Raw genomic sequence first — 25,070 nt, forward strand, 5'->3', positions numbered from 1 at the left:
GTCAGTTCCCTCCCTTGTCGGTGCCCTCAGCGGGCTCTGGTGCCGCGATGATGTGTTGTTCGGAATGCGCGGCCGCAGAGCCCCCGCGCCGCTTGCGCTGCCACGACTGCGCGGCGGCAGCAACAGCGACGATGATGATGGCGCCCTGCACGGTGTCCCGCCAGGTGGATGCCACGCCCAGGAAATTCAGCAGCGTGAACAGCAACTCCAGGGCGAACGCGCCCGCCGCGGCAGAGAGCACCCAGCCGCGGCCGCCGCCCAGCACCACCCCACCCAGTACGACGGCGGTGATCGCCGTGAACTCATAGCCCTGGCCCACCGACGGATGGACCCCGGCATACCCGACCAGCAGGATCCCCGAGACGGTTGCGGCCAGCGACGAGAGCATGAAGGCCCGCGTGCGCACCCACCAGACCCGGGCGCCGGTCAGGGCCGCGGCAACGTCGTTGTCGCCGACGGCGACCAGCGTGCGCCCGTAGGGCCGGCGCATCATCCAGACGGCGAGCACGGCGACGGCAGCCAGGATGATGACCGGATAGGGGATGACCTCCAGCACCGGCACGTTTTCGATGCCGCCCCGGCCTATTTGCCGGAAGCTGTCCGCCGGGTTGCCCTGGGCGGCGCCGCCGGTCCAGTTGAGCACCAGGCCCAGCAGCGCCAGCATCATGCCCAGGGTGACGATGAAGCTGGGGACCTTGAGCAGGGTGGTGACCAGGCCGTTGATCAGCCCGATGACCGCCCCGAGGACGAACATCAGCGCCAGCACGGGGATGACCTTGGCGTCGTCCTGGCCGATCAGGTTGCCGGCCACGATCACCTGCATGGTCACTACCGATCCCATGGACAGGTCGAACTCGCCGGAAACGATCACGAAGTACTGCCCGATGGCGGCGATCGCGATCGGGGCGGTCCGGCCGATGAACCGGATGAAGGACCCGGGCTCGCCGAACGACGGGTTCAGGATGATGATGGCGACCAGCAGCGCGGCCAGGAGCACGAAGATGCCGCCGCCGGGAGTCCGCAGGCTGCGCAGGAAACGCTCGCCGAGGCCGGCCCGGTTCTGCTGCAGGACCCTGCCGCCGGCCTCCGAATCCAGAACTGTGCTCATGCCTGCACCTCCTGCTGTTGGCCGCCGTGCCCGTAGCGCGGCGGCCGGGCGACGATGGTGCGGCGGGCATAGACGGCGACGGCGACCACGATCACCACGCCGCGGACCACGTCCTTCAGGAACGGGTTGATCTGGAGCACGGACATGATGTTGTCCAGCATCGCGAAGATCAGCACGCCGCCCAGGGTGCCGGTAACCGAGCCTTTGCCGCCGGCCAGCAGCGTTCCGCCCAGGACGACGGCGGCGATCGAGAGCAGGTCATAGCCGCCCTGCGAGCCCACGGTGGGGCTGCCGACGCCCAGCCGGCTGGCCAGCAGCAGTCCGGCCATGCCGGAGAGGGTGGAGCAGATGACGTGGGCGGTGATCACCGCGCCCGGGACGCGGATGCCGGACATCCGGGCCACGTTGCTGTCGCCGCCGACGGCGTAGATGTGGTGCCCCATGCGGGTGCGGTGCAGCATCAGCAGCACCAGGGCGGCGCAGGCGAGCATGATGAGGGTGGAGATCGGCACCGGCCCTATCCCGGTGGCACCGATCAGCCGGAAGGAGAACGGGGTCTGGCCGAAACTGCCCTTGTAGTTGGTGCCCAGGTAGCCGCTGATCACCAGGCCCATCCCGAGCGTGGCGATGAACCCGTGCACCTTGAGGCCGGCAACGATCAGTCCGTTGGCCAGGCCGATGACGGCGGAGACGCCCAGTGCTAGCAGCACGGCGGCCGGCACGTTTTCGCTCCGGTTGGCCATCACCCCGGCCGCTATCAGGCTGGCCAGGCTGGTCACGTAGGGCACCGAGAGGTCCAGGCTGCCGACCAGGATCACCAGGGTCTGGCCGATGGCGATGAAGCCCAGCACGCTCGTGCCGGTCAGGATGGCGGAGATGTTGCCCGGGCTGAAGAAGTTCCGGCCGGCGGTGGCCACCAGGATGCTGCCGGCGATCAGGGTCAGCAGGGCCACCAGGTACACGATCTGGGTGGAGGTCAGCCGCGCGAAGAAGCCGCCGCCGGCCCGGGCCCGCCGGGTGCGGGCCGGGGTTTGCGTGGTCGTCATGGTGTCCCTCCCGTGGTGCCGCGGTCCTCCGCCAGATGTGACCCGCCGCCGCGGCCTGCGTCCCCAAGGCGGGCGCCGCCGTCGTGCCCTGCGGCTGGAAGAGGAGCACCGCCGTCGTGGTCCGAAGCCGGCGGGGGGCCGTCCGAGGCCGCGCCCGGTACGCGCGCGCCGGTGGCCAGCCGCAGGATTTCCTCCTCCGTGGCGCCGGCCGGCAGCTCGCCGGCAATCTGCCCGTCGCGCATCACGAGGATCCGGTCGGACATCCCGATCACCTCGGGCAGCTCGCTGGAAACCATCAGGACGCCCTTCCCCTCGGCCGCCAGCTGGCGCATCAGCCGGTACACCGCCACCTTGGCCCCGACGTCGATGCCCCGGGTCGGTTCGTCCAGCAGCACCACGCCGGGGGACACCGCCAGCCACTTGGCCAGCACGATCTTTTGCTGGTTGCCGCCGGAGAGGTATTGAACCTCCTGATCCAGGTCCCGGGCGACGACTTCCAGCGCGCTGAACGACCCCGCGACGGCGCGGCGCACGGTTGCGGTTCGCTTGGGGAACACGGCGCGGACCACGCCCAGCGCGTTGTCCAGCAGGGATTGGTTCAGGCTCAGGCCCTGCGCCTTGCGGTCCTCGGTGATCAGCGCGATGCCGTGCCGCACCGCCTGGCGCGGAGAATGCGGACGGACCGGACGGCCGGCCAGCTGCATGCTGCCGCGGTTGAACGGCGCGGCGCCGAAGATCGCCTGCAGCAGTTCGGTGCGGCCGGACCCCTGCAGGCCGGCGACCCCGACGATCTCGCCCGGCATGAGGCGCAGGCTGATGCCGTCCAGTTGGTCGTTGCCGGCGTCGGCGAGTTCGAGCAACGGGGCATTGCGGTCGGTGCTCTGTGCCGCGGGCGCGGCCGGGAGCTTGCCCGGAAAGTAGGCGGAGATGGGGCGGCCGACCATCATCCGGACCAGCGAGGCATCATCGAGTTCGGCGGCCGGTTTGGTACCCACGACACGCCCGTCCTTGAGCACGGTGATGGTCTGGCAGAGGTCGAAGACCTCGCGCAGCCGGTGCGAGACGTAGAGGATGCCGGTGCCGCGTTCGGCCAGTCTCCGCACGATCCCGTACAACAGGGACACCTCCGGGCCGGACAACGCGGCGGTCGGCTCGTCCATCGAAATGATCCGGGCTTCGTAGCTGACGGCCTTGGCGATCTCGACGATCTGCTGCTCGGCCACGGACAGCGACCGGACCAGCGCCGTGGGCCGGATGGAGCCGATGCCCAGCGACTCCAGCAGTTCCGCGGTGGCGGCGTTCATCTTGGCCCGGTTGACCAGCAGGCCCTTGCGGGGCTCGCGGCCCAGGTAGATGTTCTCCGCCACCGTGCGGTCCGGCAGCAGGTTGAATTCCTGGAAGACGGTGGACAGGCCGGCTTCGTGCGCCTGGGTGGGGTGGCTGAACTGGACGCTTTCGCCGTCCAGCAGCACAGTTCCCGAGTCGCGCTGGTACACGCCGGCCAGGATCTTCATCAGCGTCGACTTTCCTGCGCCGTTTTCCCCGACGACGCCGTGGACCTCTCCAGCGTGCAGCGTCAGTGATGCGTCCTGCAGGACGGGATTGCCGAAGAAACTCTTGGTCAGCCCGCGGACTTCGAGAACGGGTTCCCCCCGTCCGGCGCCGCTGTCGGCCACGGTGTTGCTCGTCTGCTCCACCCACTCACTGTGGCACGCGTCACATAGTTTTGTCGAGAGTGAGGCAAAAGTTGTTTGACCATGAATTGTTAGTTTCGCTAGAGACAAACAGAAGTGCTGCGTGCTGTACTGAAAGCGTGTTGAAGTCCGATGTCGCCCCGCCGCAACGCCTGGCCGCCCAGCCGGCCGCCGGAGCAAGCGAGGTATTCCAACTGCTGCGCGACGGCCAGCCGCGCACCCGGGCAGAACTGGCGCAGTTGACCGGCTTGGCGCGGTCCACGGTGACCGCCCGCGTGGATGCGCTGATGCGGCTGGGACTGATTGCCCCCATTGGGGGAGCGACCTCGACCGGCGGAAGGCCGCCGTCGTTGTTTGCGCTCAACCCGGCCGCACGGCTGGTGATCGGCGCCGACCTCGGCGCCACGCACGCGCGGGTCGTGGTGGCGGACCTCTCCGGCGACGTGCTGGCCGAGGAACGTGCCGAGCTGAGCATCGCCAGCGGCCCGGACATCGTGCTCGGCTGGCTGACCGACTCCGTGGGGCGGCTGCTGAAGGACGCGGGGCGGAGCGCGGCGGACCTGGGCGCGTTCGGCATCGGGCTGCCCGGACCGGTCGAACACGACACGGGGCGGCCGATCAATCCGCCGATCATGCCCGGCTGGGACCGGGCGGACGTCCCGGCGCGGGTGCAGCAGCATTTCGACGTGCCGGTGCTGGTGGACAACGACGTCAACATCATGGCACTGGGCGAGCAGGCCATGGCCTGGCCCGACACCGCCGACCTGATGCTGATCAAGGTGGCCACGGGGATCGGGGCCGGCATCATTTCCTCGGGGCAGCTGCAACGCGGCGCCCAGGGCACCGCCGGGGACTTGGGGCATGTGCGGGTGCCCCGGGGCGACGACGTGGTGTGCCGGTGCGGGAACACCGGCTGCCTGGAGGCGCTCGCCGGCGGGCCCGCCCTGGCGGCCGTGCTTTCGGCCGGTGGAAAGAAGGCCGAAAGCAGCCAGGACGTGATCGAACTGGTCCGCGCCGGCGACCCGCAGGCGATCCAGGCGGTGCGCCAGGCCGGACGGGACATCGGCGACGTGCTGGCCACCTGCGTGAACCTGATCAACCCGTCGGTCATCGTGATCGGCGGGCGGCTGGCACAGGCGGGCGAACACCTGTTGGCCGGGATCCGCGAAGTGGTCTACCGGCGCTCGCTGCCGCTGGCGACCGAGCATCTGCGGATCGCCCCGTCCGTGGCCGGGCAGCGCGCCGGCGTGCTGGGGGCGGCGGCGCTGGCCATCGGGCACGTGCTCTCGCCCGAAGCGATTGAAGCGGCCGCGTCGGCCTGACTGCGAAGTTATCGCTTCGTAACGGAGCGGGCGTCCCGTCCTTGTCTTTCCGCGGCTAGCGTGGGACAAACATCTTTCGAGGGGGCAGGGCGTCATGCGCACATTGACCACGCTGGCTGCCGGTGGCGCCGTCCTGCTGGCGCTCGCCGGTTGCGCCGGGTCGACGTCCGGGATCGGGGCGCTGGAGGCCCCGGCCGGCCCGAAGGACAAGCTGGCGGGCGGAGCTGAGGTCCTGCGCGTGGCGCCGGGCAGCGTCCGGTCGCTGGCCGAAAAGGGCGGTTTCGCCTTCTATGCCGCCGTCCCGGACAACCCGGCCGACCACGGCGTCTGCGTGATCATCGTGGAGGTGGAGGCTGCCGGGGCGGCGAGCGGCTGCGGGGGTACGGGGCCGGAGCCGGTCGAACTCGGCACGGCCGGGGTGGTAGCCAAGCTGATCCAGGACAACTACGACGCCGCCAAGGATCTGGCCGAGGGCTGGGAGCAGTTGCACCCGAACCTGCTGGTCCGCGGACTCTGACGGGCTCCGGCGCCTCCGGCGGAGTCCGGCGGCGTTCCGGTTTGGGGTCGGCGCACCCGGAATGGGGGCTCCGGTGGGGCCGCAAGGCCTGTCATGGATTCCCGGTGCGGCGGCGGCAACCCCATAGACTAAGAGCCATGACCCAGACTCCCGTGGCCGATCCAGCGGCCGACCGCGCCCGCCTGCTCGAACTGATTAAGGAACTGGCCGTGGTGCGCGGCAGGGTCACCCTCTCCAGCGGTGCCGAAGCCGACTACTACATCGACCTCCGGCGGGTCACCCTGCACCATGAAGCGTCCCGGCTGGTCGGCAGGGTCATGCTGGCCATGCTCGACGAGGCCGGCATCGAATTCCAGGCCGCCGGCGGCCTGACCATGGGGGCCGATCCGGTGGGGACGGCGCTGATGCACGCGGCCGGGGACGGCGGACGGGCCGTCGACGCCTTCGTGGTGCGCAAGGCGCAGAAGTCCTATGGAATGGGCCGCCAGGTGGAGGGCCCGGAGGTGAAGGATCGCCCCGTCGTCGTGCTGGAGGATACTTCCACGACCGGCGGATCCGCGCTGACCGCGGTCGAAGGCGTGCGCCAGGCCGGCGGGCAGGTCCAAGCCGTGGCCGTCATTGTGGACCGCGACACCGGAGCGAAGGAACGCATCGAGGCCGAAGCCGGCGTGCCCTATCTCTTCGCGTTCGGCAAGGACGAACTGGAGCTGGACTAGCCGCCGGTGGCCGGCCAGCTCGAATGATGGATCTCCGCAGGAACCACGCCTTCCGCCAGCTGCGCCTGGCCAGCAACCTGCACCGGGTTTCGCGCCGCTCGTTCCTGATTGGCGCCGCCTTCGGGCTGGGCACCGCCGCCGACCTGGCGGCCACCCGCGCCATTCAGGAGATGCGCAACGAAGCGCAGATCCTCACGCTGGACGACGAGCGCGCGGACCGGCGCTTCCCCCGCACCAGCTGGGTGGTCTTCCCTGGGTACAAGACCAGCTGGGAAGAGGGGCTGTGGATTTTGAACTCGTTGCGCGGCGGCCTCGTGGACCGTGGCCGGCTGGCGGTGGCCGGTTATTCGAACCGCGGCCTGGACCTGGCCGAACTGACCGAGGTGCTGCAGAAGCACATCCAGGACAACGACCTGCAGCGGCTCTACTTCTACGGGCACAGCTTCGGCGGCATGGTGGCCGTGGAAATGACCGCGCGGCTGCGTGCCAAGGGCTTCCCGGTGGAACTGATCCTGATGGATTCGTCCCCGTACAGCCGCTTCGACGTGTTGGACAAGACCATGTTCGAAGGCGTGGTCTTCCTCTACGAGGCCGGCTATCGGGTGCCCAGCTACTTGCGCGGCGGATACGAGCTGGGCGAGCGGATCGTGCACAAGGACGAGCGCACCTGGCGGCAGATCGTAGAGCAGACCATGGAGCAGCTGTCGCCACTGGCCGTGTCCAGCACGCTGATCCAGTCGCAGTCCTCGTACATCTACCACTTTGACGCGTATCGCTTCCGCCACAGCATCGGCGACACCCGCATCGCCTGGATGGGCAACCCCGGAGACCAGACGGTCAACTACTCAACGGCCCGGCGCAGCTGGCTCGTGAACTATGAGGACAACTTTCTCACCAACAACCTGGTCACCGAAGGCGCCCGGCCGGCCCACGCCAGCCCGCAGTGGAATTCAGCGATCTACGTGCCGATCGTCCAGCAGGTGGCGGACGAATTCTTCCCGCTGCCGGTGGTCGGCGGGCGCAAGACCTACTACTAGTAAGCGGACCGGCGGCAGGTCACTTCCGCTGCGCGCGACGGGAAGCGGAGCCGGGCCGTCGCGCGGATCGGAGCGGCAGGCACGCGGAAGGGAGCGGGGCCTCCCACGCAGCTCCGCTCCCTTTCGCTGTGTACCCGTGTGTGCCGGCCAGGCCATCGCGCCGGCCTGCCGCGCTACTTGGCGGCGGCTTCCTGGGCGAGCTTCCGGCCGAACTCGGTCAGCTTGTCCCGAGTGCTTTCTTCCTGGCCCAGGATCTGCTGAAGCAGCTCCACGACTTCGGTCTGGCCCTGGGCCTCGGCGGAGGTGATCAGCGTGGTGTAGCAGGCGACCTCATGGTGTTCCGTGTCCAGCGCGCCGGCCACGATGACCATGTCCACCATGCTCGGGTCCACCTTGTCCAAGGCGGCCTGCGCTTCCTCGGCCAAACCCTTGCTCACCGGGGAGCGCTGCTCCTTGGCCTCCAAGCCCAGGACCTTGAAGCATTTTTCGATGTACGTGATTTGTTCACGCGTCTCGTCCTGGTGGTGGCTGAGCATGTCCTTCAGCTCTTGGCTCCGTGCAACCTTCTGGTTCTCTTCGAGCATTTTGAGCACGTCATGTTCCGACCGCAGGGCGACGCCCAGCTTGAAAGCGAAAAGTTCCTCGGGGGTGGTCAATTCAGCCATTGAAACTCCTTTTCCGATGGGTCGTTATTCAGCATGCTTATCATTCCTGGTTGATCGTTTACAACCCGCTGCAGCTCCGTCGGCGGCTCCCGCCGCGGTCCTTCCGCATCACCCTGCGGCGACCCTTCCCCGCCACGGTGCCTGACGCTGCGATCTGTCCCCTAGGCTTGTGGGGTGGAAGAAAAAGCAGGTGAAACCGGGGCCGGACCGAGGTTGACCGATGGGGTCGGCGAACGGCCGGATACCCCGACGGATGCCCCGAACGGCTCCGAAACCGCGGGGACGGGGGAAGCCACGAGTGACTCCGAGACCTGCCCGCCGGCTGTTGCGCCGAACGGCGCCGAGGCGGGCGGGCAGGAGCCGGCCATCGGCGTCGGTCCGTGGGACGGGCCGTTGCCCGACGGCGACCATTGGGACCCGCAGCTGCTGGCCGACGGCGACCGGCGCAACGTGACTGACCAGTACCGTTACTGGAAGCACGAGGCGATCGTCGCGGACCTGGACACCCGCCGGCACAACTTCCACGTGGCCATCGAGAACTGGCAGCACGACCTCAACATCGGCTCGGTGGTGCGGTGCGCCAACGCCTTTTTGGCCAAGGAAGTGCACATCATCGGACGACGGCGGTGGAACCGGCGCGGGGCCATGGTCACCGACCGCTACCAGCACGTCCGGCACCATCCCACCGTGGAGGACTTCGTGGCGTGGGCGCAGGGCGAGGGGCTGCGGATCATCGGGATCGACAACTTCCCCGACTCGGTGCCGCTGGAGACCTATGACCTGCCGGAGAACGCCGTGCTGGTGTTCGGGCAGGAGGGGCCCGGGCTGACGCCGGAGGTCCACGCCGCAGCCGATGCCACGCTGTCCATCGCGCAGTTCGGCTCGACCCGGTCGATCAATGCCTCAGCCGCCGCGGCCATCGCGATGCACGCGTGGGTCCGGCGCCACGTCTTCGCGCAGCCGCCGGTTCCGACTGCCCCTTAGCGTTAAGGCCACGCGTCCGACCTGGGTCCGGCTGCGTCCGACACGCGCCCGGCCTGTGTCCGGCGTCGGGTAGCCGGCACGCGGTCGGTCCCGTAGCTAACTTCCCACGTATAGCCGTATCTCCCCATGTGTCGGGCTGGCCATCTGCCCCTGACGTGCGGAAACGTTCTGGGGGCCGTCCGAAACGTGGGAGCGAAAGAGCGGGTGGAGGGGCGTGCCGGGCCCTGTGACGGGGCGGTCGGTCAGCGTCCACCGGCGGTTTCAGGGGTGGGCCGGTCGTCGTCGTCGTCGGCGGTTGCAGGCGCGGGAGCCAGGCGTCGTCGGCGATTTCAGAAGTGACGCGGGAGCCAGCAGTCAGCCGAGCAGCTCCAGTAATGCTCCGGCGCCGACGGTGCGGGCCCCGAGGGCTCCAACCCGCTCGCGCAGACCGCGGTCCGAGCTGACCACGGTCACCGGCGCCTCCGGATCTGTGCCGAAGGCCTTCTCCACCTGGGCCACCATCTCGTCGTCGCCCGACCCGGCAGCATGCACCACTTCCAACTCCACACCTCGGCGGCGCGCTGCCGAGGCCTGCCCTGCTGTTTCGCCATCCTGCGCCGTCGTCGGGGAAGTTGCCGGAGAGTCCGCGGCGACGCCGGCCCGCGCCCGGTTCGCCCCGCCGTCGTGCCCATCCGGGCTTGCCAGATCCACCGGGCGTGCCTGCCCGTCCGGGCTCCCCGCGACTGCCGGGCCCGCCAGCCCAGCGGGGGCGGCCTCCTTCGCGGCGCCTTCCAGTACTACGACGGTGCGCGGCCACACCGTGCCGGCGGGCACTTCCAGCAGGCCCGCGGGAAGCCCCGCCGCCAGGCTGGCGTGGAGCGATGCGAGCAGCCGGCGGGCGGCGCCGGGGCGGTCCTTCCACCAGCCGTCCGGCCGGGAGCCAACCACGTTCGCCGCGTCGACCACAAGCACCGGCGGGTGCTCCAACAGCGTGCGGAGCCGCGGCCATGCCTCGCCGAAGTGCGGATGCAGCGGCAACTGGTCCACCTCATCCAGCGGGACCCAGGCCAGGGCCAGGCTCTCGGCGTCGGTGATTTCCGGTTCGAACGGGCGGACGGTCCTGGCGGCGGCGGTTGTGTAGGACCAGAAGCCCAGGTCCAGGACGGTAGTGAACAGCGGGGCCAGCGCGTCGAGCGGGACGTCGGCTTCCTCGGTGGCCTCGCGGAGGGCTGCATCGACGGCCGGTTCGTCCTGATGCCTCGCCCCGCCGGGGATTCCCCAGGTGCCGCCGAAATGGCTCCACTTTGCGCGGTGCTGGAGCAGGATGCCGCGCTCGCGGTCCACCGCCAGCAGCCCGGCCGAGCCGAACCGGCCCCACATCCGGGTGCCGTCCGGCCCCTCCACCCAGGCGTCGCCGGGATCGCGCGGACCGTGGAATGGCGGCGGAGTTTCAGTCATGATTCCAGCTTGCCACGGTCGGCGGGGCCAGGTGGAGGGCGAGGAGCGGCCCGTGGCGCGGCCCGGCCGAGGTCGCAAGCGAGCAACGGGGCCGTCGGCCCGCCGGCCGACGGGGGTAACCCGGCTTCACAGTCGTCGCGGCGGCTGCTGCCCCGACACGAGTCGATAGGATGGGCTCAGAGGCAACGCCTTCGAATCCGTATCGCTAGCCAAGGAGTCAGCATGCCCGTTGCAACCCCTGAGATCTACGCCGACATGATCGACCGCGCCAAGGCGGGCGGCTTCGCCTACCCTGCGATCAACGTGACCTCCTCGCAGACCCTCAACGCTGCCCTGCAGGGCTTTGCCGACGCCGGTTCCGACGGCATCATCCAGGTGTCCACCGGCGGCGCCGCCTACTGGTCCGGCGCCGGGGTCAAGGACATGGTCGCCGGCTCCCTGGGCTTCGCCGCCTTCGCCCGCGAAGTCGCCAAGAAGTACCCGGTCAACGTGGCGCTGCACACCGACCACTGCCCGAAGGACAAGCTGGACGACTTCGTGCTGCCGCTGCTGGCCGAGTCCGAGGCTGCCGTGAAGCGCGGCGAGGACCCGATCTTCCAGTCGCACATGTGGGACGGGTCGGCCGAGACGCTGGAGGAGAACCTGCGCATCGCCGAGGACCTGCTGGCCCGCACCGCCGCGGCCAAGATCATCCTGGAAGTGGAAATCGGCACCGTCGGCGGCGAGGAAGACGGCGTCGAAAACGAGATCAACGAAAAGCTGTACACCACGGTCGACGACGGCCTGAAGACCATCGAGGCGCTTGGCGCGGGGGAGAAGGGCCGCTACATCACCGCGCTGACCTTCGGCAACGTGCACGGCGTGTACAAGCCGGGCGGAGTGAAGCTGCGCCCCGAGCTGCTCAAGCAGATCCAGGCCGAGGTCGGTGCCAAGATCGGCAAGACCAATCCGTTCGACCTGGTCTTCCACGGCGGCTCCGGCTCCTCCGAGCAGGAGATCGCCGACGCCGTGGCCTACGGCGTCATCAAGATGAACGTGGACACGGATACCCAGTACGCCTTCACCCGCCCGGTCGCCGGTCACATGTTCAGCAATTACGACGGCGTGCTGAAGGTGGACGGCGAGGTCGGCAACAAGAAGGCCTACGACCCGCGTGTCTGGGGTGCCGCCGCCGAGAAGTCGATGGCCGCCCGGGTTGTCGAAGCAGCCGAACGGCTGGGCTCGGCCGGAAAGTCGGTGAAGTAAATGACCGAATCGTTCCGCACTAACTTGCTGGGCCCGGAGCCGACCTACCTGCCGGAGGAGACCGACGTCCTGGCCCGGCTGGAGGCCGGCGACGAGGCTTTGGACCTGGCCGCGAAGTTCCCCACCTCCTCGCTGGTCTGGGCGATCCTTGCCGACGAGGCCTACTCCGAGGGCCGGACCATCGAGTCGTACGCCTACGCCCGCGTGGGCTACCACCGCGGCCTGGACGCCCTGCGCCGGGCGGGCTGGCGCGGAGCCGGCCCCATCCCCTGGGAGCACGAACCTAACCGCGGTTTCCTGCGCGCGCTCTACGCGCTGGGCCGCGCCGCCGGCGCGATCGGCGAGGCGGAAGAAGTGGACCGGATCGGCAAGTTCCTGGCCGACTCGGACCCGACCGCCCGGGCGGCCATCGAAGGCGCCTGATCAGCACGGCCGCTTGGACTACTCGTCCGGGCGGCCGTCGTTTTCGCCAGCCCTGCCAGGGCGGAAAACGGCTCCGGATTTCGGGCCGTAGGCATACCAGCCGCCCGCCCCGCGGCTTGCATCGTCATTGGCCCTGAGGCGCGCCAGCCGTTCCCGGTCGTCGCGCATGGCAACGACCCGCTGGCGGAAGGCCGTGGCCGCGGCAGGAGAGCCGGGCCCGCTGCCCCGGAACCGGCGTGCCCTCGAACCTTCCTCGTACGACTGGAACTCCACCGCAAAGGCCTCGCCCAGTTCCCCGGCCACACGCTGGGCCAACCGGATTCCGTCCCTGGTGAACTGCGCGGCCAGTTCCGGCGTTCTCCACTCCAAGTCGACGACGGCGTCATAGTAGCCCTGCTCCCAACGCCGAAGGTCCTGGATCAGGCGAGGAGTCAGGCCGGAGGCCGCGTAGTCCACGGGACCGCCGAGCCAGAGAACGGTATCCGCGTAGTCCGGGAACAGACGCACTACCGGAACACTTATGGCCTCATCCGGGTTCATGCGCTGACTCTATCGCCCCGTGCCAACGGGCCTGCCATGACCGGGCTCGGGGCGCCGGCGCTTCACGCTCCAGCGCCTGCCCCTTCCCAGGCGGACGAACCTTCGACATGATGCGTGAATGGGAATGAAAGCTTTCGAGACAGCTGTAGCAGCAACAGCGGGGCCAGGCATATGACGGGATCGGAGACCATCGACGAGTACCTGGGCCGGCTCGGTTCCAACCAGCCGACGCCCGGCGCCGGAGCGGTCGGAGCGATCCACGCGGCGCAGGCAGCGGCGCTGATCGGCATGGTGACGCGGTTTACCGAGCGGAGCGCGGCGAAGGACAACGACGGCGGTGGCTCCGCGGGTTCGGCGCACAACGACGACGGCGGCGATGCCTCCGCGGGCCCGGCGCGCAACGACGGCGATGCCTCCTCAGGCACGGACCGCAACGGTGCCTCCACAGGCTCAGCCCGCAACGACGGCGGTGCCTCCGCCGGCTCCAGCCCGGATCCGGACCTGGAGGCCATACTGGCCGAGGCCGGCGAACTGACCCGGGCGGCGGTACACGCGGCGGTGTCCGACGAGGAGAAGTTCCGCAGGGTCGTCGACTGCTACAAGCTCCCGACCGCAACGGATGACGAACGCAGCCGGCGCAGCGCGGCCATCCGGGAAGCGCTCGTGGAGGCGACGCTCCCGGCGAGGGCCCAACTGGACCTGGCCTCCGCCGTCGTGCGCCTGGGCACAGAGCTGGTGGGCGTGTGCAATCCAAACGTGCTGAGCGACATTGCCGTGGCCGCCGAAGCGGCGCGGGCCGCCGCGGCGACGGCGCGGATCACGGTCGAGGCCAATCTGACGTCCATCCGGGAGGACTCCATCCAGGAGTCGCTGCAAGACCACACGCAGAAGGCGGACGACGTAGTGCGCCGCGCCGAGGAGTTGTCAGCGTCGGTCCGGCGCCGCGTCCTGGACTAAACGAGCGCCATCGACAGGGCACGACTCCGCCGCGGGCTTGACGGAGCGAGGCCCCGGCTACGCCTCCTTCATGCTGGCGATTTGAATGAGGTTGCCGCAGGTGTCGTCCAACACGGCCGTGACAACCGGTCCCATGTCGGCCGGATCCTGAACGAACTGCACTCCCAGCGCTGTCAGGCGCTCGTACTCAGCGTGCACGTCGTCGACCCCGAAGCTGTTGAAGGGGATGCCGTCGGCGACCAGGGCTTCCTTGAACGGCTTGACCGCCGGATGGCCGGAGGGTTCCAGGAGCAGTTCCACGCCGTCCGGGGCCGAGGGTGAGACAACGGTCAGCCACCGGTCGTCGCCTACTGGCACATCGTTCTTGAGCTGGAACCCCAGCTTCTCGGTGTAAAACTCCAGGGCTTTCTGCTGGTCGTCAACAAAAACGCTGGTTGTCGTGATGATCATGATGATTCCTTCGAAGACGGCGGGAGATTGGCTAGCCATTCCCTCGCGGGGGTGAGCGGGGCGGTGTTCAGATGGTGGATGGTGGTGCGTCCACGATTGCTGGCGGTCACCAGGCCGGCCTCGCGCAGGATCGCGAGATGCTTGGTGACAGCCTGACGGGTGATCGCGAGATGGTGGTTGTTGATCAGGCGCACGGTCAGCTCGAACAGCGTCTGGTCGTTGTGCGCGGCCAGTTCGTCCAGCAAAATCCGCCGAGTCGGATGACTTAAGGCTTGGAAGACCGTGTCCACCCGCCCATAATAGGCAACCCTTAGGTTGCCAATCAAGGGGCGGGTTTTCTTGGCGCTCAGCCGAGTGGTCTTTCGCCGCGGCAGCCGGGCAGGCATGATGCAGGTATGGGTGCGACCACGGCATTCACGGCCTCCGAGCAGGTCTTTGTGCCGCCGGCGCGAGTCTGGGCGCTGTTGACGGATTGGGCTGCCGCGCCCGCATGGATGCCCGGCGTGAACGAGATGCACGCCGATGGGCCGCTGGCGGTCGGCCAAACCATCAGCTTCCGCTCCCAGGGCCATGACCGCAGCAGCACGGTGACCGAGCTCGACGTCGGCCGCAGCATCACCATCACCTCGTCGCAGGGGGACGTGCGGGCCGACTACCGCTATGAACTGGACGGCGAGGCCGGGGCGACCCGGCTGACGCTGACCGCCGACGTGGTGGTCAGCGAGGAGTTGGCCGCCATGGCAGAACAGATCCGGCGGGCCATCGCGGAGGCCGACTCCGGCCAGCTGGCCAGCTTCAAGCAATTCGCGGAAGCTGCACCGTGATCCCGGTGGTGTCCTTCACGGGAGCCGCGTTGAGTCCGGTCGTGCGCTGCGCGGGAGCCGCGCGATCCCGGTCGTGCGCTGCGATGGGAGCCTGCACCGCGATCCCCGCCGAAGCGCTGCGCGGGAGCCGCGCGCCGACCTTCCTGCCGCCCACCCGGCTTCCGGCTCAGTAGAATCGACTGCTGGGACCGCTTGAAAGGACTGCGTTGGCCAAGCTCTACTTCCGCTACGGGGCGATGAACTCCGGCAAATCCACCGGACTGCTCCAGGTAGCCTTCAACTATGAGGAGCGCGGGCAGCGCGTGCTGCTGGCCAAGCCGCAGATGGACACCAAGGGGGACAGCAAGATCGTCTCCCGGCTGGGCATGGCCCGGGACGTGGACTTTCTGATCCGCCCGGGCGAATCCGTGCGCGAACACTTCGGCCGGGTGGCCGCCGGCGAGGACCCCGAAGCCCTCCTGGAACATGTGGACGTGCAGCCGGTGGCCTGCCTGCTGGTGGACGAGGCACAGTTCTTGGAGCCGGAGCAGATCGACGACCTGTTCCGCATCGCGGTGATGGACAACGTGCCGGTGCTGGCCTACGGCATCCGCACCGACTTCCGCACCCAGGCCTTCCCGGGGGCCCGGCGGCTGCTGGAAATCTCGCACTCCCTCGAGGAGCTGAAGACCATCTGCCGCTGCGGCCGCAAGGCAGTCTTCAACACGCGCCGCGTGGGCGGGGAGATTGTGTTCGACGGCGAGCAGGTCGCCATCGACGGCGAGGACGTCTGGTACGAATCGCTCTGCGGCACCTGCTACCTCGAGGCCTCCGGCGGCGAACTGTAGGTCTGAGGGCCTCCTGACCGTTCAGGGCTCAGTGCGGTCCTTGCCCGGGCGATCTCCTGAAGGGCGTCCGGCGCCTCCACCGGGATGCCGTGCAGCACGGTCCATTGCCAGAAGCGCTCAGCCTCGGCCAAGAGCTCTAGGTTGAAGACCGCCGGATCCACGCGGACGGCCGCGTCTCCAATCCTGAGCAGCGCTCCGCCGCGGATTCGCTCCAGCACTACCGGTACGGGCTGGTCTGGAAGCAGCGTCTCGCCCCGCCCGGTAGCCAAATAGTCCGCAGCCACCCCAACCAGGCCCCGCCAGATCCCACAGACGTCGTCCCAGATGGGTGCGCCGAGCAGCGGTGTGCCCTGCCACGCCAAGCTGACGACGCCGTCGTTGTACTGGAAGCGATTGGTTTCGCCCACGCGCAGCCAGGTTCGGGCTGCCGCCTCCGCATTCTCATACAGGTCTTCGAGATAATCGGCAGGATGTTCCGCGAACTCCTGGAGGTCCCGGACGGCCCGCGACAGGATAGCTGTTGTGCTGGTCAGCTGGGGCGTTGTCAAGGCTTCCTCGATCAGTAGTGGGTAGGCGCTGACGGGGCTCCGGGCTGCCCGTAACAGTGTCCAGTATGCCGCGCGGGAACGGCACGGCGTCAGGGGCCGCGGGGCAGGCCCAGCCGTTCGGCCAGCCCGATCGCGTTGAACGGTGCGTGGACCTTGACGTCGTTGTCGAAGTACACGTAGGCATCCCGGCCCGCGCCGTCGGGGCAGCCCGACCCGTCCAGCCATCCGCCGACCGTCGAGGCCAGCCGGTCCAGGTCTTCGTCCCGGTAACCGCTGACGTAGAGTTCGTCCTTTCCGTGCAGCCGGACGTAGGCGAAGTCGGCCGTGATCTCGTCCAACATCGGCCACTTTCCGGCGCTGTCGGCCAGCACCAGGGCAGTGTTATGCCGGCGCAGCTGGTCGTAGAACTCCTCGTTGATGAACGTGGTGCTGCGGATCTCGAGGGCGTGGCGCAGCGGCCGGTCGGCGCCGTCGTCGGGAATCCAGGTCCTGTCCTTCATCAGGTCGGTGTGCCCGGCGGCCAAGGCGGCGGCCGCGTGCGTGCTGCGCGGCAGCTGGACCAAGAACTTCTCCATCACCTCGGCGTCGTAGTTGGCGCGTTCGGGCAGCTGCCACAGGAACGGTCCGAGCTTTTCGCCCAGGCCCAGGATTCCCGATGCGTAGAAATTCGCCAAGGCGTCCCGGACGTCCTTCAGGCCCTTCATGTGGGTGATGTACCGCCCGCCCTTGACCGCGAACACGAAGTCCGGAGGCGTCTCGGCGTGCCACTGCCGGAAGCTGGAGGGGCGCTGCAGCGAATAGAACGTGCCATTGATTTCGACTGAATTCAGGCGGCCGGAGGCATACTCCAGCTCGCGGCGCTGGGGCAGTCCCTTCGGGTAAAACGTGCCGCGCCAGCGCGGGTATCGCCAGCCGGAAATGCCGATCCGTGCCATCGGGTGAGAGGCGGCCATGTCCCGCAGGCTACCCGGCCCCGGCGGTGCAGGCCAGAGCAAGCCGCCCTCCGCCGTCGTGCTGTGGGGCGTTGCGTGTCCGTTGAAGCGCTGCCGTAACCGGGCACGAGAGCCTTCGCTATTTCGAGTGGCGAGAAGATGCAGGTTTACGGGCAGTTTCGCTGCAACTTCCCGCCACTCGACGCGGCGTCCCGGTTTCGGCCGAGCTCGACGTCGTTCGACGTCTGTTCACCGGGAGCCGGAGGGGCTGCGGACGCGCTCCCGGTCGCGACCCTCGAGCGACGTCTGCGCTCCCGGGAGCCGCCGGGCCCGCCACCGCGCACCGGTTTCGGCCCCGAAACCGAATCCGGCCGCGCGGATTCCGGTCGATTGAGGCCCATCCGCTAAACTTGGCGGGTAAGAGCCCCAAATACTCCATCCGGAGTGAGGGGCGTTCTCATGCGCGGCAGCGGCTCCTTGATGTGCAGTCTGTCCGGGGCTTCCGCCGCATCGAATGGGGGAGGATCCCATGCCAGCAATTGTGATCGTCGGAGCCCAGTGGGGCGACGAAGGAAAAGGCAAGGCTACCGACCTGCTCGGCGGCCGCGTGGATTACGTGGTTAAGCCGAACGGCGGCAACAACGCCGGGCACACCGTCGTCGTCGGCGGGGAGAAGTACGAGCTGAAGCTGTTGCCGGCCGGCATCCTGTCCCCCAACGCCACTCCGATCATCGGCAACGGCTGCGTGGTCAACCTTGAGGCCCTCTTCGAGGAGATCGACGGGCTCGAGGCCCGCGGCGCGGACACCTCGCGGCTGCGCGTCTCCGCCAACGCCCACCTGGTGGCCCCGTTCCACCAGACCATGGACAAGGTGACCGAACGCTTCCTGGGCAAGCGCGCGATCGGCACCACCGGCCGCGGCATCGGCCCCGCCTACATGGACAAGGTGGCCCGGCTGGGCATCCGCGTGCAGGACGTGTTCGACGAATCGATCCTGCGGCAGAAGGTCGAAGGCTCGCTGCGGCAGAAGAACGAACTGCTCGTCAAGGTGTACAACCGCCGGGACGTGCACGTCGAGGAGGTCGTGGAGTACTTCCTCTCCTTCGCCGAGCGGCTGCGCCCGATGGTCATCGACTCCACCTACGTGCTGAATAAGGCGCTGGACGAGGGCAAGGTCGTGCTGATGGAGGGCGGCCAGGCAACGTTCCTGGACGTGGACCACGGCACCTACCCGTTCGTGACCTCCTCCAACCCGACCGCCGGCGGCGCGTCCGTGGGCTCGGGCATCGGCCCCACCCGGATCAACCGCGTCGTGGGCATCATCAAGGCGTACACCACCCGCGTGGGCGCCGGGCCGTTCCCCACCGAGCTGTTCGACGACATGGGCGAGTACCTGCAGAAGAAGGGCGGGGAGTTCGGCGTGAACACCGGCCGGCCGCGGCGCTGCGGCTGGTACGACGCCGTGCTGGCCCGCCACGCCGCCCGCGTCAACGGCTTCACGGACTACTTCGTGACCAAGCTGGACGTCCTCACCGGCATCGAACAGATCCCGGTCTGCGTCGCCTACGACGTGGACGGCATCCGGCACGACGAAATGCCGATGACCCAGACTGAGTTCCACCACGCCAAGCCGATCTTCGAGTACTTCGAGGGCTGGACCGAGGACATCACCGGCGCCAGGACCCTGGAAGACCTGCCCGAGAACGCCCGCAACTACGTGCTGGCGCTCGAAAAACTCTCCGGCACCCGGTTTTCCGCCATCGGCGTTGGCCCCGACCGCGACCAGACCATCGTGGTGCGGGACCTGATCAACGAATAGCAGGACCAACGACGGCGGTGCGTCCGGTTCGGCGTCGGGCCGTCCCCGCTGGATGACGAGCGCGGGGCGCGGGCAGTGATGTCCGCGCCCCGTCGCATCCCAGCCTTCACAGCCCCTTTCAGGCCGTTGAAACCTTTCGCCTCTACCGCGCGCGATGGGTTAGACTCGTGGGCAACACGGGAGTCCGGTGAGCCGGGCTGAGAGGAAACTTCTCAAGTTTCGACCGTCGAACCTGATCTGGATCATGCCAGCGCAGGGACGTTGACTCTTTACTACCCGTGCCCCGTTTAACGAACCTAAGGGCGCGACATGCGAACATCAGACTCGATCGTCACAGCGACGAACACCCCCACTGCTGCCGTCGGCAGCGACAAGTTCACCGCCACTCCCCGCGAGTTCGGCGTGGGCGCGAGATTGACCCTGGCGGTCATGGCCGACAACTACGCCGACGTCATCCTGGCGGCACTGGACCAGGCCGACTCCACCGGCCTCGACGTGCAGACCGGCAAGGTGAGCACCTACCTGACCGGCACCGAGCAGGATGTGCTGCGCTACCTGAGCCAGGTCATTGCCGCGGCGGGACGCACCGGGGCACATGTCTCGGCCTCCGTGCTCCTGTCCCGGGGCTGCCCGGGCGGCGTCAGCTGCGAGATACCCGAGGGCGGCGCGGCCCTGTACTCCGAGATCCCGGAACTGGAACCCACGGGAATCGAGGCCGCCGCCGACTGGGCGCTTTATCCCCTGGCCGACGGCGGTACCGGCGGTTCCTCGGCGGACCACATGCGCGATATCTACGCCGCCATCGACTACGCGAAGTCCACGGGTGTCGCGGTGCAGGCGGAGCACTTCGTCACCCGCCTGGACGGCGACGTCGCCCAGGTGCTGCAGACCATTGCCGCCGGCTGGATACTGGTGGGCCGGTCCGTCCAGCACGTGACGACCCACGCCACGCTCTCCATCAACAGCCCCAGCGCCTCCTGAAGCGGAAGGACCAGTCATGCCATCATCGTCGTCGCAGCAGCATGCCCTCCCGCGCGGTGCCTGGACCCTAAAGGACCTCGTCCTCCTGGTTGTCCTGGGCGTCGTCTTCGGTTTCCTCTACTGGGTCTTCGTCCAGGCCTGGACCGCCCTGTCCCTGCTGATGGGTCCGGCCGGAGACCTATCGCAGCACTTCCTGGCCGGAAGCTGGCTCCTGGTGGCTCCGATCGCCATCGCCATCGTCCAGCGTCCCTTCGCCGGTGTCCTGGCCGAGGTTTTGGCCTCGGTGATAGAGGTGGTGTTCCTGGGCTCCGCCGTCGGTCCGCTGCTGTTCGTCGCGGCCGCCATCCAGGGCGTTGGCAGTGAGATCCCGTTCGCGGCCACCCGCTATCGTTCCTACGGCTGGCTTACCTACGCCCTGTCCGGGCTGTTCGGCGCCGGCCTGGTCTTCTTCTATTCGGCCTTCCGGTCCGGCTGGTACGGCCAGGACTTGTTCTGGACCCGCCTGGTCATCCACCTGATCTCCGGTGTGATTCTGGGCGGGCTGCTGGGCAAGATCATCGTCGACGGGCTGGCGAAGACCGGCGTGGTGGACAACTTCGCGATTGGCCGGGCCCGGCTGGGCACAACCGATGCGCACCGCTGACCCGGTCCTGGAGCTCGATGAGGTATCCGTAGGCTTCCCCCGCCGGGACACAGCCGTGCTGCGCAACATCATGCTGCGGCTTGGGCCCGGGGAACACCTGATCGTGTTCGGGGCTTCCGGGTCGGGAAAGTCCACCCTGCTGCAGGCGGTCACGGGGGTGGTTCCGCACTCGGTGGTCGCCACCCTGGCCGGCACGGTGTCGGTGAACGGCGTGGCCACCACCGATTCCTCGGTCGCCGAGCTTTCCCGGCACGTCGGCGTGCTGGCCCAGGATCCCTCCTCCGGGGTCTGCCTCCCGGACGTCGAACAGGAGCTGGCGCTGCCGCTCGAGAATCGTGCGGTGCCTCCGGAGGAAATATCGGCACGGATCGACGCCGCGCTGGCCTCGGTTGGTGCCGCCAGCCTCCGCGGCCGCCAGACAGCCCAGCTCTCCGGCGGAGAAGGCCAGCGGGTGGCGCTGGCCGCGAGCCTCATCGCCGAACCGGACCTGCTGCTGCTCGACGAACCCACCTCCATGCTGGACCCGGCAGGCTTGGCCGCGGTGCGGGACGCCGTCTCCGCTGCCACGGCCGCCTACGGGCCGGCAGTGGTGCTGGTCGAACACCGGCTGGACGACTACGCCGGGGTGGCCGGCATAGCCGGCCTGCCGCACCGGGCGGTCGTCCTGGGCGACGCGGGCCAGGTCCTGGCCGACGGCGCGACCGCCGACGTGCTGGGGGCCCATGCCGTCCAGCTGAACGCGGCCGGATGCTGGCTGCCGCTGGAGACGGAATTGCTGGCCGTCACCGGCCGGCCCGGCGGCCTCGGCGCGCCCGACGTCTGTTCGGAGCTGCGGCAGCTGGCGGCGCCGGACCCCGAGGACCTGGCCCCGCCTGGCCCCGAGGGGGAGGCCGCAGTGCCCGCTGCCGCGGCGCCCGCGACCGGCGAGACGGTGCTGGCCGCGGAGAGCCTGTCCGTCTCGCGGACGGTGCCCGGGCGGAAGAAGCGCCCGAACGCAGGCGATGTCCCGCCGGAGGCTGCCATTCTCAAGGATGTGGCGCTCCGGTTGAGGCGCGGCGAAATCGCGGCCCTGCTGGGAGCGAACGGGGCCGGCAAAACCTCCTTGCTGCTCACCCTGGCCCGGCTCCTTCCGCCGGCGGCGGGAACCGTCGGCGGGGAACGTCCGGGGATGGTGTTCCAGAATCCCGAGCACCAGTTCGTGGCGCACACCGTCCGGGACGAAGTCCGGCACGGCCTTCCCGACGCCCCAGCCGAACGGTTCGGCCGTCTCCTGGCGCGGCACCGGCTAACCCATGTGGCGGACCAGAGCCCCTTCCGGTTGTCGGGCGGCGAGAAGCGCCGCCTGAGCGTGGCGGCCATGCTGGCCCACGAGCGGCCCGCGCTCCTGGCCGATGAACCCACGTTCGGCCTCGACCGGCGGGACACCATCGCCACGATGGCAGCCTTCCGGGAGGCCGCCGCCGCTGGCCGCGGCATCCTCTTCTCCAGCCATGACCTGCGGACCGTCGCCACGCTGGCGGACCGGGCCATCGTGATCGCGGACCGCACGGTAATTGCCGACGGCCCCGTCTTCGACATCCTGCGCGACCCCGCCGTCCTGCACCGCGCCGGCCTGCGGCTACCACCGCTGATCGACTGGCTGCTGGCCGAGTTCGCCTCGGCGGACGAGATCCGGCGCGTCCTCGACCGGCTCGATGCCGCCGTTACCCGCGCCGGCACCGCGCGCCCGCAGATCGGCAGCCGGGCATGAGCGCGCACTTCGCCGCCGGCCCGGCTTCCGCCGTCACCGGCGGCGTCCTGGCCCGGCGGAATCCCACCATCAAGCTCGCGCTCCTGTTTGTCGTGTCGCTGGGACTGGTTTTCATCTTCGATCCGGTGACGCCCGCCGTCCTCTACCTGGTGGCCCTGGCCGCGGTCGCCGCCTCCACACGCCTCAGGCTGAGGACCTTGGCGCTGGCGCACGTGCCATTCGTCGCCTTCGGGCTGGGGGTTTTCATGGTCAATGCGCTGAGCCGGCCCGGCGAGGTGTTATGGACCTCCGGGCCCCTGCGGATCACGGTCGAAGGCCTCGCCGTCGGCGGTTCCCTGGCCCTGCGCACCCTGGTCATCGGGATCCTGGCCATCGGTTTCCTTGCCTCGACCGACGGCGTCGCGCTGATGGGCAGCCTCCACCAGCACGCCCGGCTTGGGCCCCGGATTACCTACGCCATTCTGGCCGGGTACCGCATGCTGCAGGAGATGCCGCGGGAGTGGCTGACCATCCGGCAGGCCCACGCCGTCCGGGCCCAGCTCCGACCGGACGGTTCGCTGCCGCGCGGCCTGCGCGCCTACGGGAACGCGGCGTTTGCCCTGCTCGTCGTCTCCGTGCGCAAGGGCGAACGGATGGCCCAGGCGCTGGAGTCGCGTGGCCTGGGCCTGAGCCCGCGGACCGTTTGGCGGAAAATCCCGCTGGACAGGGCGGACTGGCTGCTGGCTGCCGGCGTCCTGGGGGTCCTCGCGGCCATCCTGTTCATCAGCCACACCCTGGGATACCTGGCCGGCTTCGAGGCGCTCGGGAACTGAGACGCCGCTCGGAAATTGAGACGCGACGCTCGGCCCGCCCGTATGCTCTGGCAAGCCCATGAACGCCGCGGGATCCGTCATGAGTGCTGCGGGACCTGCCCTGCTTGCCGCGGATCTGCCCGCGGCCAGTGCGTTCGGGCCCTCCGCCTGTCGCAGGGCAGGGCCGCGGCGTAACATGCTCGTCATGGGGGACGACGAACTGCTCCACCGCACGGCCGAGCTGGCGGCAAAATACCTTCAATCCTTGCCCGGGCGGCCGGTGAAATCTGGGCTGGATGTGGCTGCCCTGCGCCGTGAACTGGCGGGGGACCTGCCGCGGCAGGGCGAAGACCCGCAAGCGGTCATTGAGCACCTGGCCGACGTCGGCGGGCGGGCCGCCGTGGCGATGGCCGGTCCGCGTTACTTCGGCTTCGTGATCGGCGGCGCCCAGCCCGCCGCGCTCGCGGCCGACTGGCTGACCTCCACCTGGGACCAGAACGCTGGGCTGTATGTGGCCGGTCCGGCCGCCTCCGTGGTGGAAGAGGCAGTGGGCGCCTGGCTGCTGGACCTGTTCGGGCTGCCCGCGGATGCCGGCTTCGGCCTGGTGACCGGCTGCCAGATGGCACACTTCACCTGCCTGGCTGCGGCACGGACGGCAGTGCTGGAACGGGTGGGCTGGGACGTGGTGGGCGACGGCCTGTTCGGCGCGCCGGAAATCGCCGTCGTTGTAGGGGAAGAAGCCCACAGCACCGTGCTGACCGCGCTGCAGTACCTGGGCCTGGGCCGCCGCAGAATCTACTCGGTGGCCACCGACGCGCAGGGCAGCATCAGGCTGGACTCGCTCGACGCCGTGCTTGAGCGGATTCCCGCCGACATGCCGCTGATCGTCAACCTGCAAGCCGGCAATGTGAACACCGGGTCCTTCGATCCCATCCGGCCGGCGGTGGACCGTGTTCGACGGCGGGACGGGGCTTGGGTCCATGTCGACGGCGCGTTCGGGCTGTGGGCCGCCACCAGCCCGGAGTACCGGCACCTGGTGGACGGCGTGGACCTTGCCGATTCCTGGGCCACCGACGCGCACAAGTGGCTCAACGTCCCGTACGACTCCGGCGTTGCCATTGTCCGCGACGCCGAGGTGCACCAGCGCACCATGTCCCCGCCGCATGCCGCCTATCTGGAGTACGGGGCCGAACGGGACGAGGTGGCCTGGGTGCCTGAGTTCTCCCGCCGTGCCCGCGGCTTCCCGGCCTACGCCGCGCTGCGGACGCTCGGCCGCGAGGGGGTGGCGGACCTCGTGGGGCGCTGCTGTTCGCTGGCGTCGCGGATGGCCGGGCGGCTGGCCGAGGCGGACGGCGTTCAGATCCTCAACGAGGTGGTGCTCAACCAGGTGCTGGTCCGGTTCACCCCGCAGGACGGCTCCGACCCGGACGACTTCACCCGCGAGGTGGTGCGCCGGGTGCAGGAGGACGGAACACTCTGGCTCTCGGGGACCACGTGGCACGGTCAGGCCGCCATGCGGATCAGCGTCAGCAACTGGTCCACTACGGAAGAAGACGCCGACCGCTCCGTCGAGGCGATCCTGCGCTGCGCCGGTAACCACTGAGCCCTTCCGGGATGGGCGGGGCTCTCCGCAAGCCGGGCCAAGGGGTTGGCGCCGGCAACCACTGAGCCGGTGTGCCGCCGTCGGGCTGTGAATCCTCTGCGTTCCCCGGTGCGCTGCCGTCGGGCCGTGGATCCACTGCCCCCGCGGAAGCGCCGGGCAGGTTGGTCTTAGGTAGGCTGGAAGGACACACGCCGCCATCAAGACGGGAGCG

General features: G+C 69.1%; 26 protein-coding genes and 1 riboswitch. Of the genes, 16 read left to right on the plus strand and 10 right to left on the minus strand.

Annotated elements, in window-relative coordinates; translation table 11 throughout:
* Nucleotide 1: 1 nt before the first annotated feature.
* From AC5RVZ_RS31035 to AC5RVZ_RS31045, 3 genes are read right to left on the minus strand one after another with little or no spacing between them, the layout of a single operon-like run.
* Nucleotides 2-1,108: an ABC transporter permease gene (locus tag AC5RVZ_RS31035; RefSeq protein ID WP_494069445.1), complete on the minus strand. Its 1,107-nt coding sequence runs from the start codon at nucleotides 1,106-1,108 to the stop codon at nucleotides 2-4.
* Complete coding sequence (locus tag AC5RVZ_RS31040) at nucleotides 1,105-2,154, minus strand: ABC transporter permease (protein WP_494069446.1); 1,050 nt, start codon at nucleotides 2,152-2,154, stop codon at nucleotides 1,105-1,107. Before AC5RVZ_RS31040 ends, AC5RVZ_RS31035 begins: the two co-directional genes overlap by 4 nt.
* Nucleotides 2,151-3,851 (minus strand): sugar ABC transporter ATP-binding protein, encoded by a 1,701-nt coding sequence (locus tag AC5RVZ_RS31045; RefSeq protein WP_494069447.1) that lies wholly within the window; start codon nucleotides 3,849-3,851, stop codon nucleotides 2,151-2,153. Before AC5RVZ_RS31045 ends, AC5RVZ_RS31040 begins: the two co-directional genes overlap by 4 nt.
* 116 nt (nucleotides 3,852-3,967) lie before the next feature.
* Between AC5RVZ_RS31045 and AC5RVZ_RS31050 the strand changes: the two genes are divergently transcribed.
* The 4 genes from AC5RVZ_RS31050 (at nucleotide 3,968) to AC5RVZ_RS31065 (ending at nucleotide 7,440) form a co-directional block, all read left to right on the plus strand.
* Nucleotides 3,968-5,170: an ROK family protein gene (locus AC5RVZ_RS31050; RefSeq protein WP_494069448.1), complete on the plus strand. Its 1,203-nt coding sequence runs from the start codon at nucleotides 3,968-3,970 to the stop codon at nucleotides 5,168-5,170.
* 94 nt (nucleotides 5,171-5,264) lie between these two features.
* Nucleotides 5,265-5,687 (plus strand): hypothetical protein, encoded by a 423-nt coding sequence (locus tag AC5RVZ_RS31055; RefSeq protein ID WP_494069449.1) that lies wholly within the window; start codon nucleotides 5,265-5,267, stop codon nucleotides 5,685-5,687.
* Between the two features lie 137 nt (nucleotides 5,688-5,824).
* Nucleotides 5,825-6,403 carry an orotate phosphoribosyltransferase gene (pyrE, locus tag AC5RVZ_RS31060; protein WP_494069450.1) on the plus strand — a complete coding sequence of 193 codons (579 nt, stop codon included), beginning with the start codon at nucleotides 5,825-5,827 and terminating at the stop codon, nucleotides 6,401-6,403.
* 23 nt (nucleotides 6,404-6,426) lie between these two features.
* Entirely contained in the window at nucleotides 6,427-7,440 is a 1,014-nt protein-coding gene (locus tag AC5RVZ_RS31065) for a thioesterase domain-containing protein (RefSeq protein WP_494069451.1), read from the plus strand.
* Nucleotides 7,441-7,613: 173 nt separating this feature from the next.
* Here the strand turns inward: AC5RVZ_RS31065 and AC5RVZ_RS31070 are convergent, their stop codons facing one another.
* Nucleotides 7,614-8,105, minus strand: a complete 492-nt coding sequence (locus AC5RVZ_RS31070) for a YciE/YciF ferroxidase family protein (RefSeq protein ID WP_494069452.1) — start codon at nucleotides 8,103-8,105, stop codon at nucleotides 7,614-7,616.
* 366 nt (nucleotides 8,106-8,471) lie between these two features.
* Between AC5RVZ_RS31070 and AC5RVZ_RS31075 the strand changes: the two genes are divergently transcribed.
* The gene (locus tag AC5RVZ_RS31075) at nucleotides 8,472-9,089 is read left to right on the plus strand and encodes a TrmH family RNA methyltransferase (RefSeq protein ID WP_494069507.1); all 618 of its coding nucleotides are present in this window, start codon (nucleotides 8,472-8,474) and stop codon (nucleotides 9,087-9,089) included.
* A 354-nt stretch (nucleotides 9,090-9,443) separates the two neighbouring features.
* Here the strand turns inward: AC5RVZ_RS31075 and AC5RVZ_RS31080 are convergent, their stop codons facing one another.
* Nucleotides 9,444-10,526 carry an NUDIX domain-containing protein gene (locus tag AC5RVZ_RS31080; RefSeq protein WP_494069453.1) on the minus strand — a complete coding sequence of 361 codons (1,083 nt, stop codon included), beginning with the start codon at nucleotides 10,524-10,526 and terminating at the stop codon, nucleotides 9,444-9,446.
* 222 nt (nucleotides 10,527-10,748) lie between these two features.
* On the opposite strand from AC5RVZ_RS31080, the gene fbaA reads away from it, so the two are divergent.
* Together fbaA and AC5RVZ_RS31090 are read left to right on the plus strand one after the other, a co-directional pair.
* Complete coding sequence (gene fbaA / locus AC5RVZ_RS31085) at nucleotides 10,749-11,771, plus strand: class II fructose-bisphosphate aldolase (protein WP_494069454.1); 1,023 nt, start codon at nucleotides 10,749-10,751, stop codon at nucleotides 11,769-11,771.
* On the plus strand, nucleotides 11,772-12,194 hold the full coding sequence (locus AC5RVZ_RS31090) for a DUF3151 domain-containing protein (protein ID WP_494069455.1): 423 nt from the start codon (nucleotides 11,772-11,774) through the stop codon (nucleotides 12,192-12,194).
* An 18-nt stretch (nucleotides 12,195-12,212) separates the two neighbouring features.
* On the opposite strand, the gene AC5RVZ_RS31095 is transcribed toward AC5RVZ_RS31090, so the two are convergent.
* A complete protein-coding gene (locus AC5RVZ_RS31095) occupies nucleotides 12,213-12,734 on the minus strand; it encodes an immunity protein CdiI family protein (RefSeq protein ID WP_494069456.1) in 522 nt (173 codons plus the stop codon).
* 171 nt (nucleotides 12,735-12,905) lie between these two features.
* Between AC5RVZ_RS31095 and AC5RVZ_RS31100 the strand changes: the two genes are divergently transcribed.
* Nucleotides 12,906-13,691 carry a cyclodeaminase/cyclohydrolase family protein gene (locus AC5RVZ_RS31100; RefSeq protein WP_494069457.1) on the plus strand — a complete coding sequence of 262 codons (786 nt, stop codon included), beginning with the start codon at nucleotides 12,906-12,908 and terminating at the stop codon, nucleotides 13,689-13,691.
* 57 nt (nucleotides 13,692-13,748) lie between these two features.
* Here the strand turns inward: AC5RVZ_RS31100 and AC5RVZ_RS31105 are convergent, their stop codons facing one another.
* The gene (locus tag AC5RVZ_RS31105) at nucleotides 13,749-14,141 is read right to left on the minus strand and encodes a VOC family protein (RefSeq protein ID WP_494069458.1); all 393 of its coding nucleotides are present in this window, start codon (nucleotides 14,139-14,141) and stop codon (nucleotides 13,749-13,751) included.
* Nucleotides 14,138-14,431: an ArsR/SmtB family transcription factor gene (locus AC5RVZ_RS31110; RefSeq protein WP_494069459.1), complete on the minus strand. Its 294-nt coding sequence runs from the start codon at nucleotides 14,429-14,431 to the stop codon at nucleotides 14,138-14,140. The genes AC5RVZ_RS31105 and AC5RVZ_RS31110 overlap by 4 nt, the downstream gene beginning before the upstream one ends.
* A gap of 105 nt (nucleotides 14,432-14,536) precedes the next feature.
* On the opposite strand from AC5RVZ_RS31110, the gene AC5RVZ_RS31115 reads away from it, so the two are divergent.
* Together AC5RVZ_RS31115 and AC5RVZ_RS31120 are read left to right on the plus strand one after the other, a co-directional pair.
* Nucleotides 14,537-14,965, plus strand: a complete 429-nt coding sequence (locus tag AC5RVZ_RS31115) for an SRPBCC family protein (protein ID WP_494069460.1) — start codon at nucleotides 14,537-14,539, stop codon at nucleotides 14,963-14,965.
* Between the two features lie 206 nt (nucleotides 14,966-15,171).
* On the plus strand, nucleotides 15,172-15,792 hold the full coding sequence (locus AC5RVZ_RS31120) for a thymidine kinase (protein ID WP_494069461.1): 621 nt from the start codon (nucleotides 15,172-15,174) through the stop codon (nucleotides 15,790-15,792).
* Here the strand turns inward: AC5RVZ_RS31120 and AC5RVZ_RS31125 are convergent.
* Entirely contained in the window at nucleotides 15,762-16,340 is a 579-nt protein-coding gene (locus AC5RVZ_RS31125; protein ID WP_494069462.1) for a hypothetical protein, read from the minus strand. The two genes, AC5RVZ_RS31120 and AC5RVZ_RS31125, sit on opposite strands and share 31 nt — an antisense overlap.
* A gap of 89 nt (nucleotides 16,341-16,429) precedes the next feature.
* On the minus strand, nucleotides 16,430-17,293 hold the full coding sequence (locus tag AC5RVZ_RS31130) for a DUF72 domain-containing protein (RefSeq protein ID WP_494069463.1): 864 nt from the start codon (nucleotides 17,291-17,293) through the stop codon (nucleotides 16,430-16,432).
* A gap of 508 nt (nucleotides 17,294-17,801) precedes the next feature.
* Here AC5RVZ_RS31130 and AC5RVZ_RS31135 point away from each other — a divergent pair.
* The 6 genes from AC5RVZ_RS31135 to AC5RVZ_RS31160 all read left to right on the plus strand — a co-directional run bounded on the left by AC5RVZ_RS31135 (nucleotide 17,802) and on the right by AC5RVZ_RS31160 (nucleotide 24,859).
* Nucleotides 17,802-19,091: an adenylosuccinate synthase gene (locus AC5RVZ_RS31135; protein WP_494069464.1), complete on the plus strand. Its 1,290-nt coding sequence runs from the start codon at nucleotides 17,802-17,804 to the stop codon at nucleotides 19,089-19,091.
* A 166-nt stretch (nucleotides 19,092-19,257) separates the two neighbouring features.
* Nucleotides 19,258-19,368: riboswitch (TPP riboswitch) on the plus strand.
* 32 nt (nucleotides 19,369-19,400) lie between these two features.
* Nucleotides 19,401-20,072, plus strand: coding sequence for a YkoF family thiamine/hydroxymethylpyrimidine-binding protein (locus tag AC5RVZ_RS31140; RefSeq protein WP_494069465.1), 672 nt, complete (start codon nucleotides 19,401-19,403; stop codon nucleotides 20,070-20,072).
* Between the two features lie 16 nt (nucleotides 20,073-20,088).
* On the plus strand, nucleotides 20,089-20,715 hold the full coding sequence (locus tag AC5RVZ_RS31145; protein ID WP_494069466.1) for an ECF transporter S component: 627 nt from the start codon (nucleotides 20,089-20,091) through the stop codon (nucleotides 20,713-20,715).
* Nucleotides 20,702-22,465 carry an ABC transporter ATP-binding protein gene (locus tag AC5RVZ_RS31150; RefSeq protein ID WP_494069467.1) on the plus strand — a complete coding sequence of 588 codons (1,764 nt, stop codon included), beginning with the start codon at nucleotides 20,702-20,704 and terminating at the stop codon, nucleotides 22,463-22,465. Before AC5RVZ_RS31145 ends, AC5RVZ_RS31150 begins: the two co-directional genes overlap by 14 nt.
* Complete coding sequence (locus tag AC5RVZ_RS31155) at nucleotides 22,462-23,277, plus strand: energy-coupling factor transporter transmembrane component T family protein (RefSeq protein WP_494069468.1); 816 nt, start codon at nucleotides 22,462-22,464, stop codon at nucleotides 23,275-23,277. Before AC5RVZ_RS31150 ends, AC5RVZ_RS31155 begins: the two co-directional genes overlap by 4 nt.
* A 184-nt stretch (nucleotides 23,278-23,461) precedes the next feature.
* Nucleotides 23,462-24,859, plus strand: a complete 1,398-nt coding sequence (locus AC5RVZ_RS31160; RefSeq protein WP_494069469.1) for a pyridoxal phosphate-dependent decarboxylase family protein — start codon at nucleotides 23,462-23,464, stop codon at nucleotides 24,857-24,859.
* Nucleotides 24,860-25,070 lie beyond the last annotated feature (211 nt).

It is taken from the genome of Arthrobacter sp. Cza30 (genome assembly GCF_059090765.1).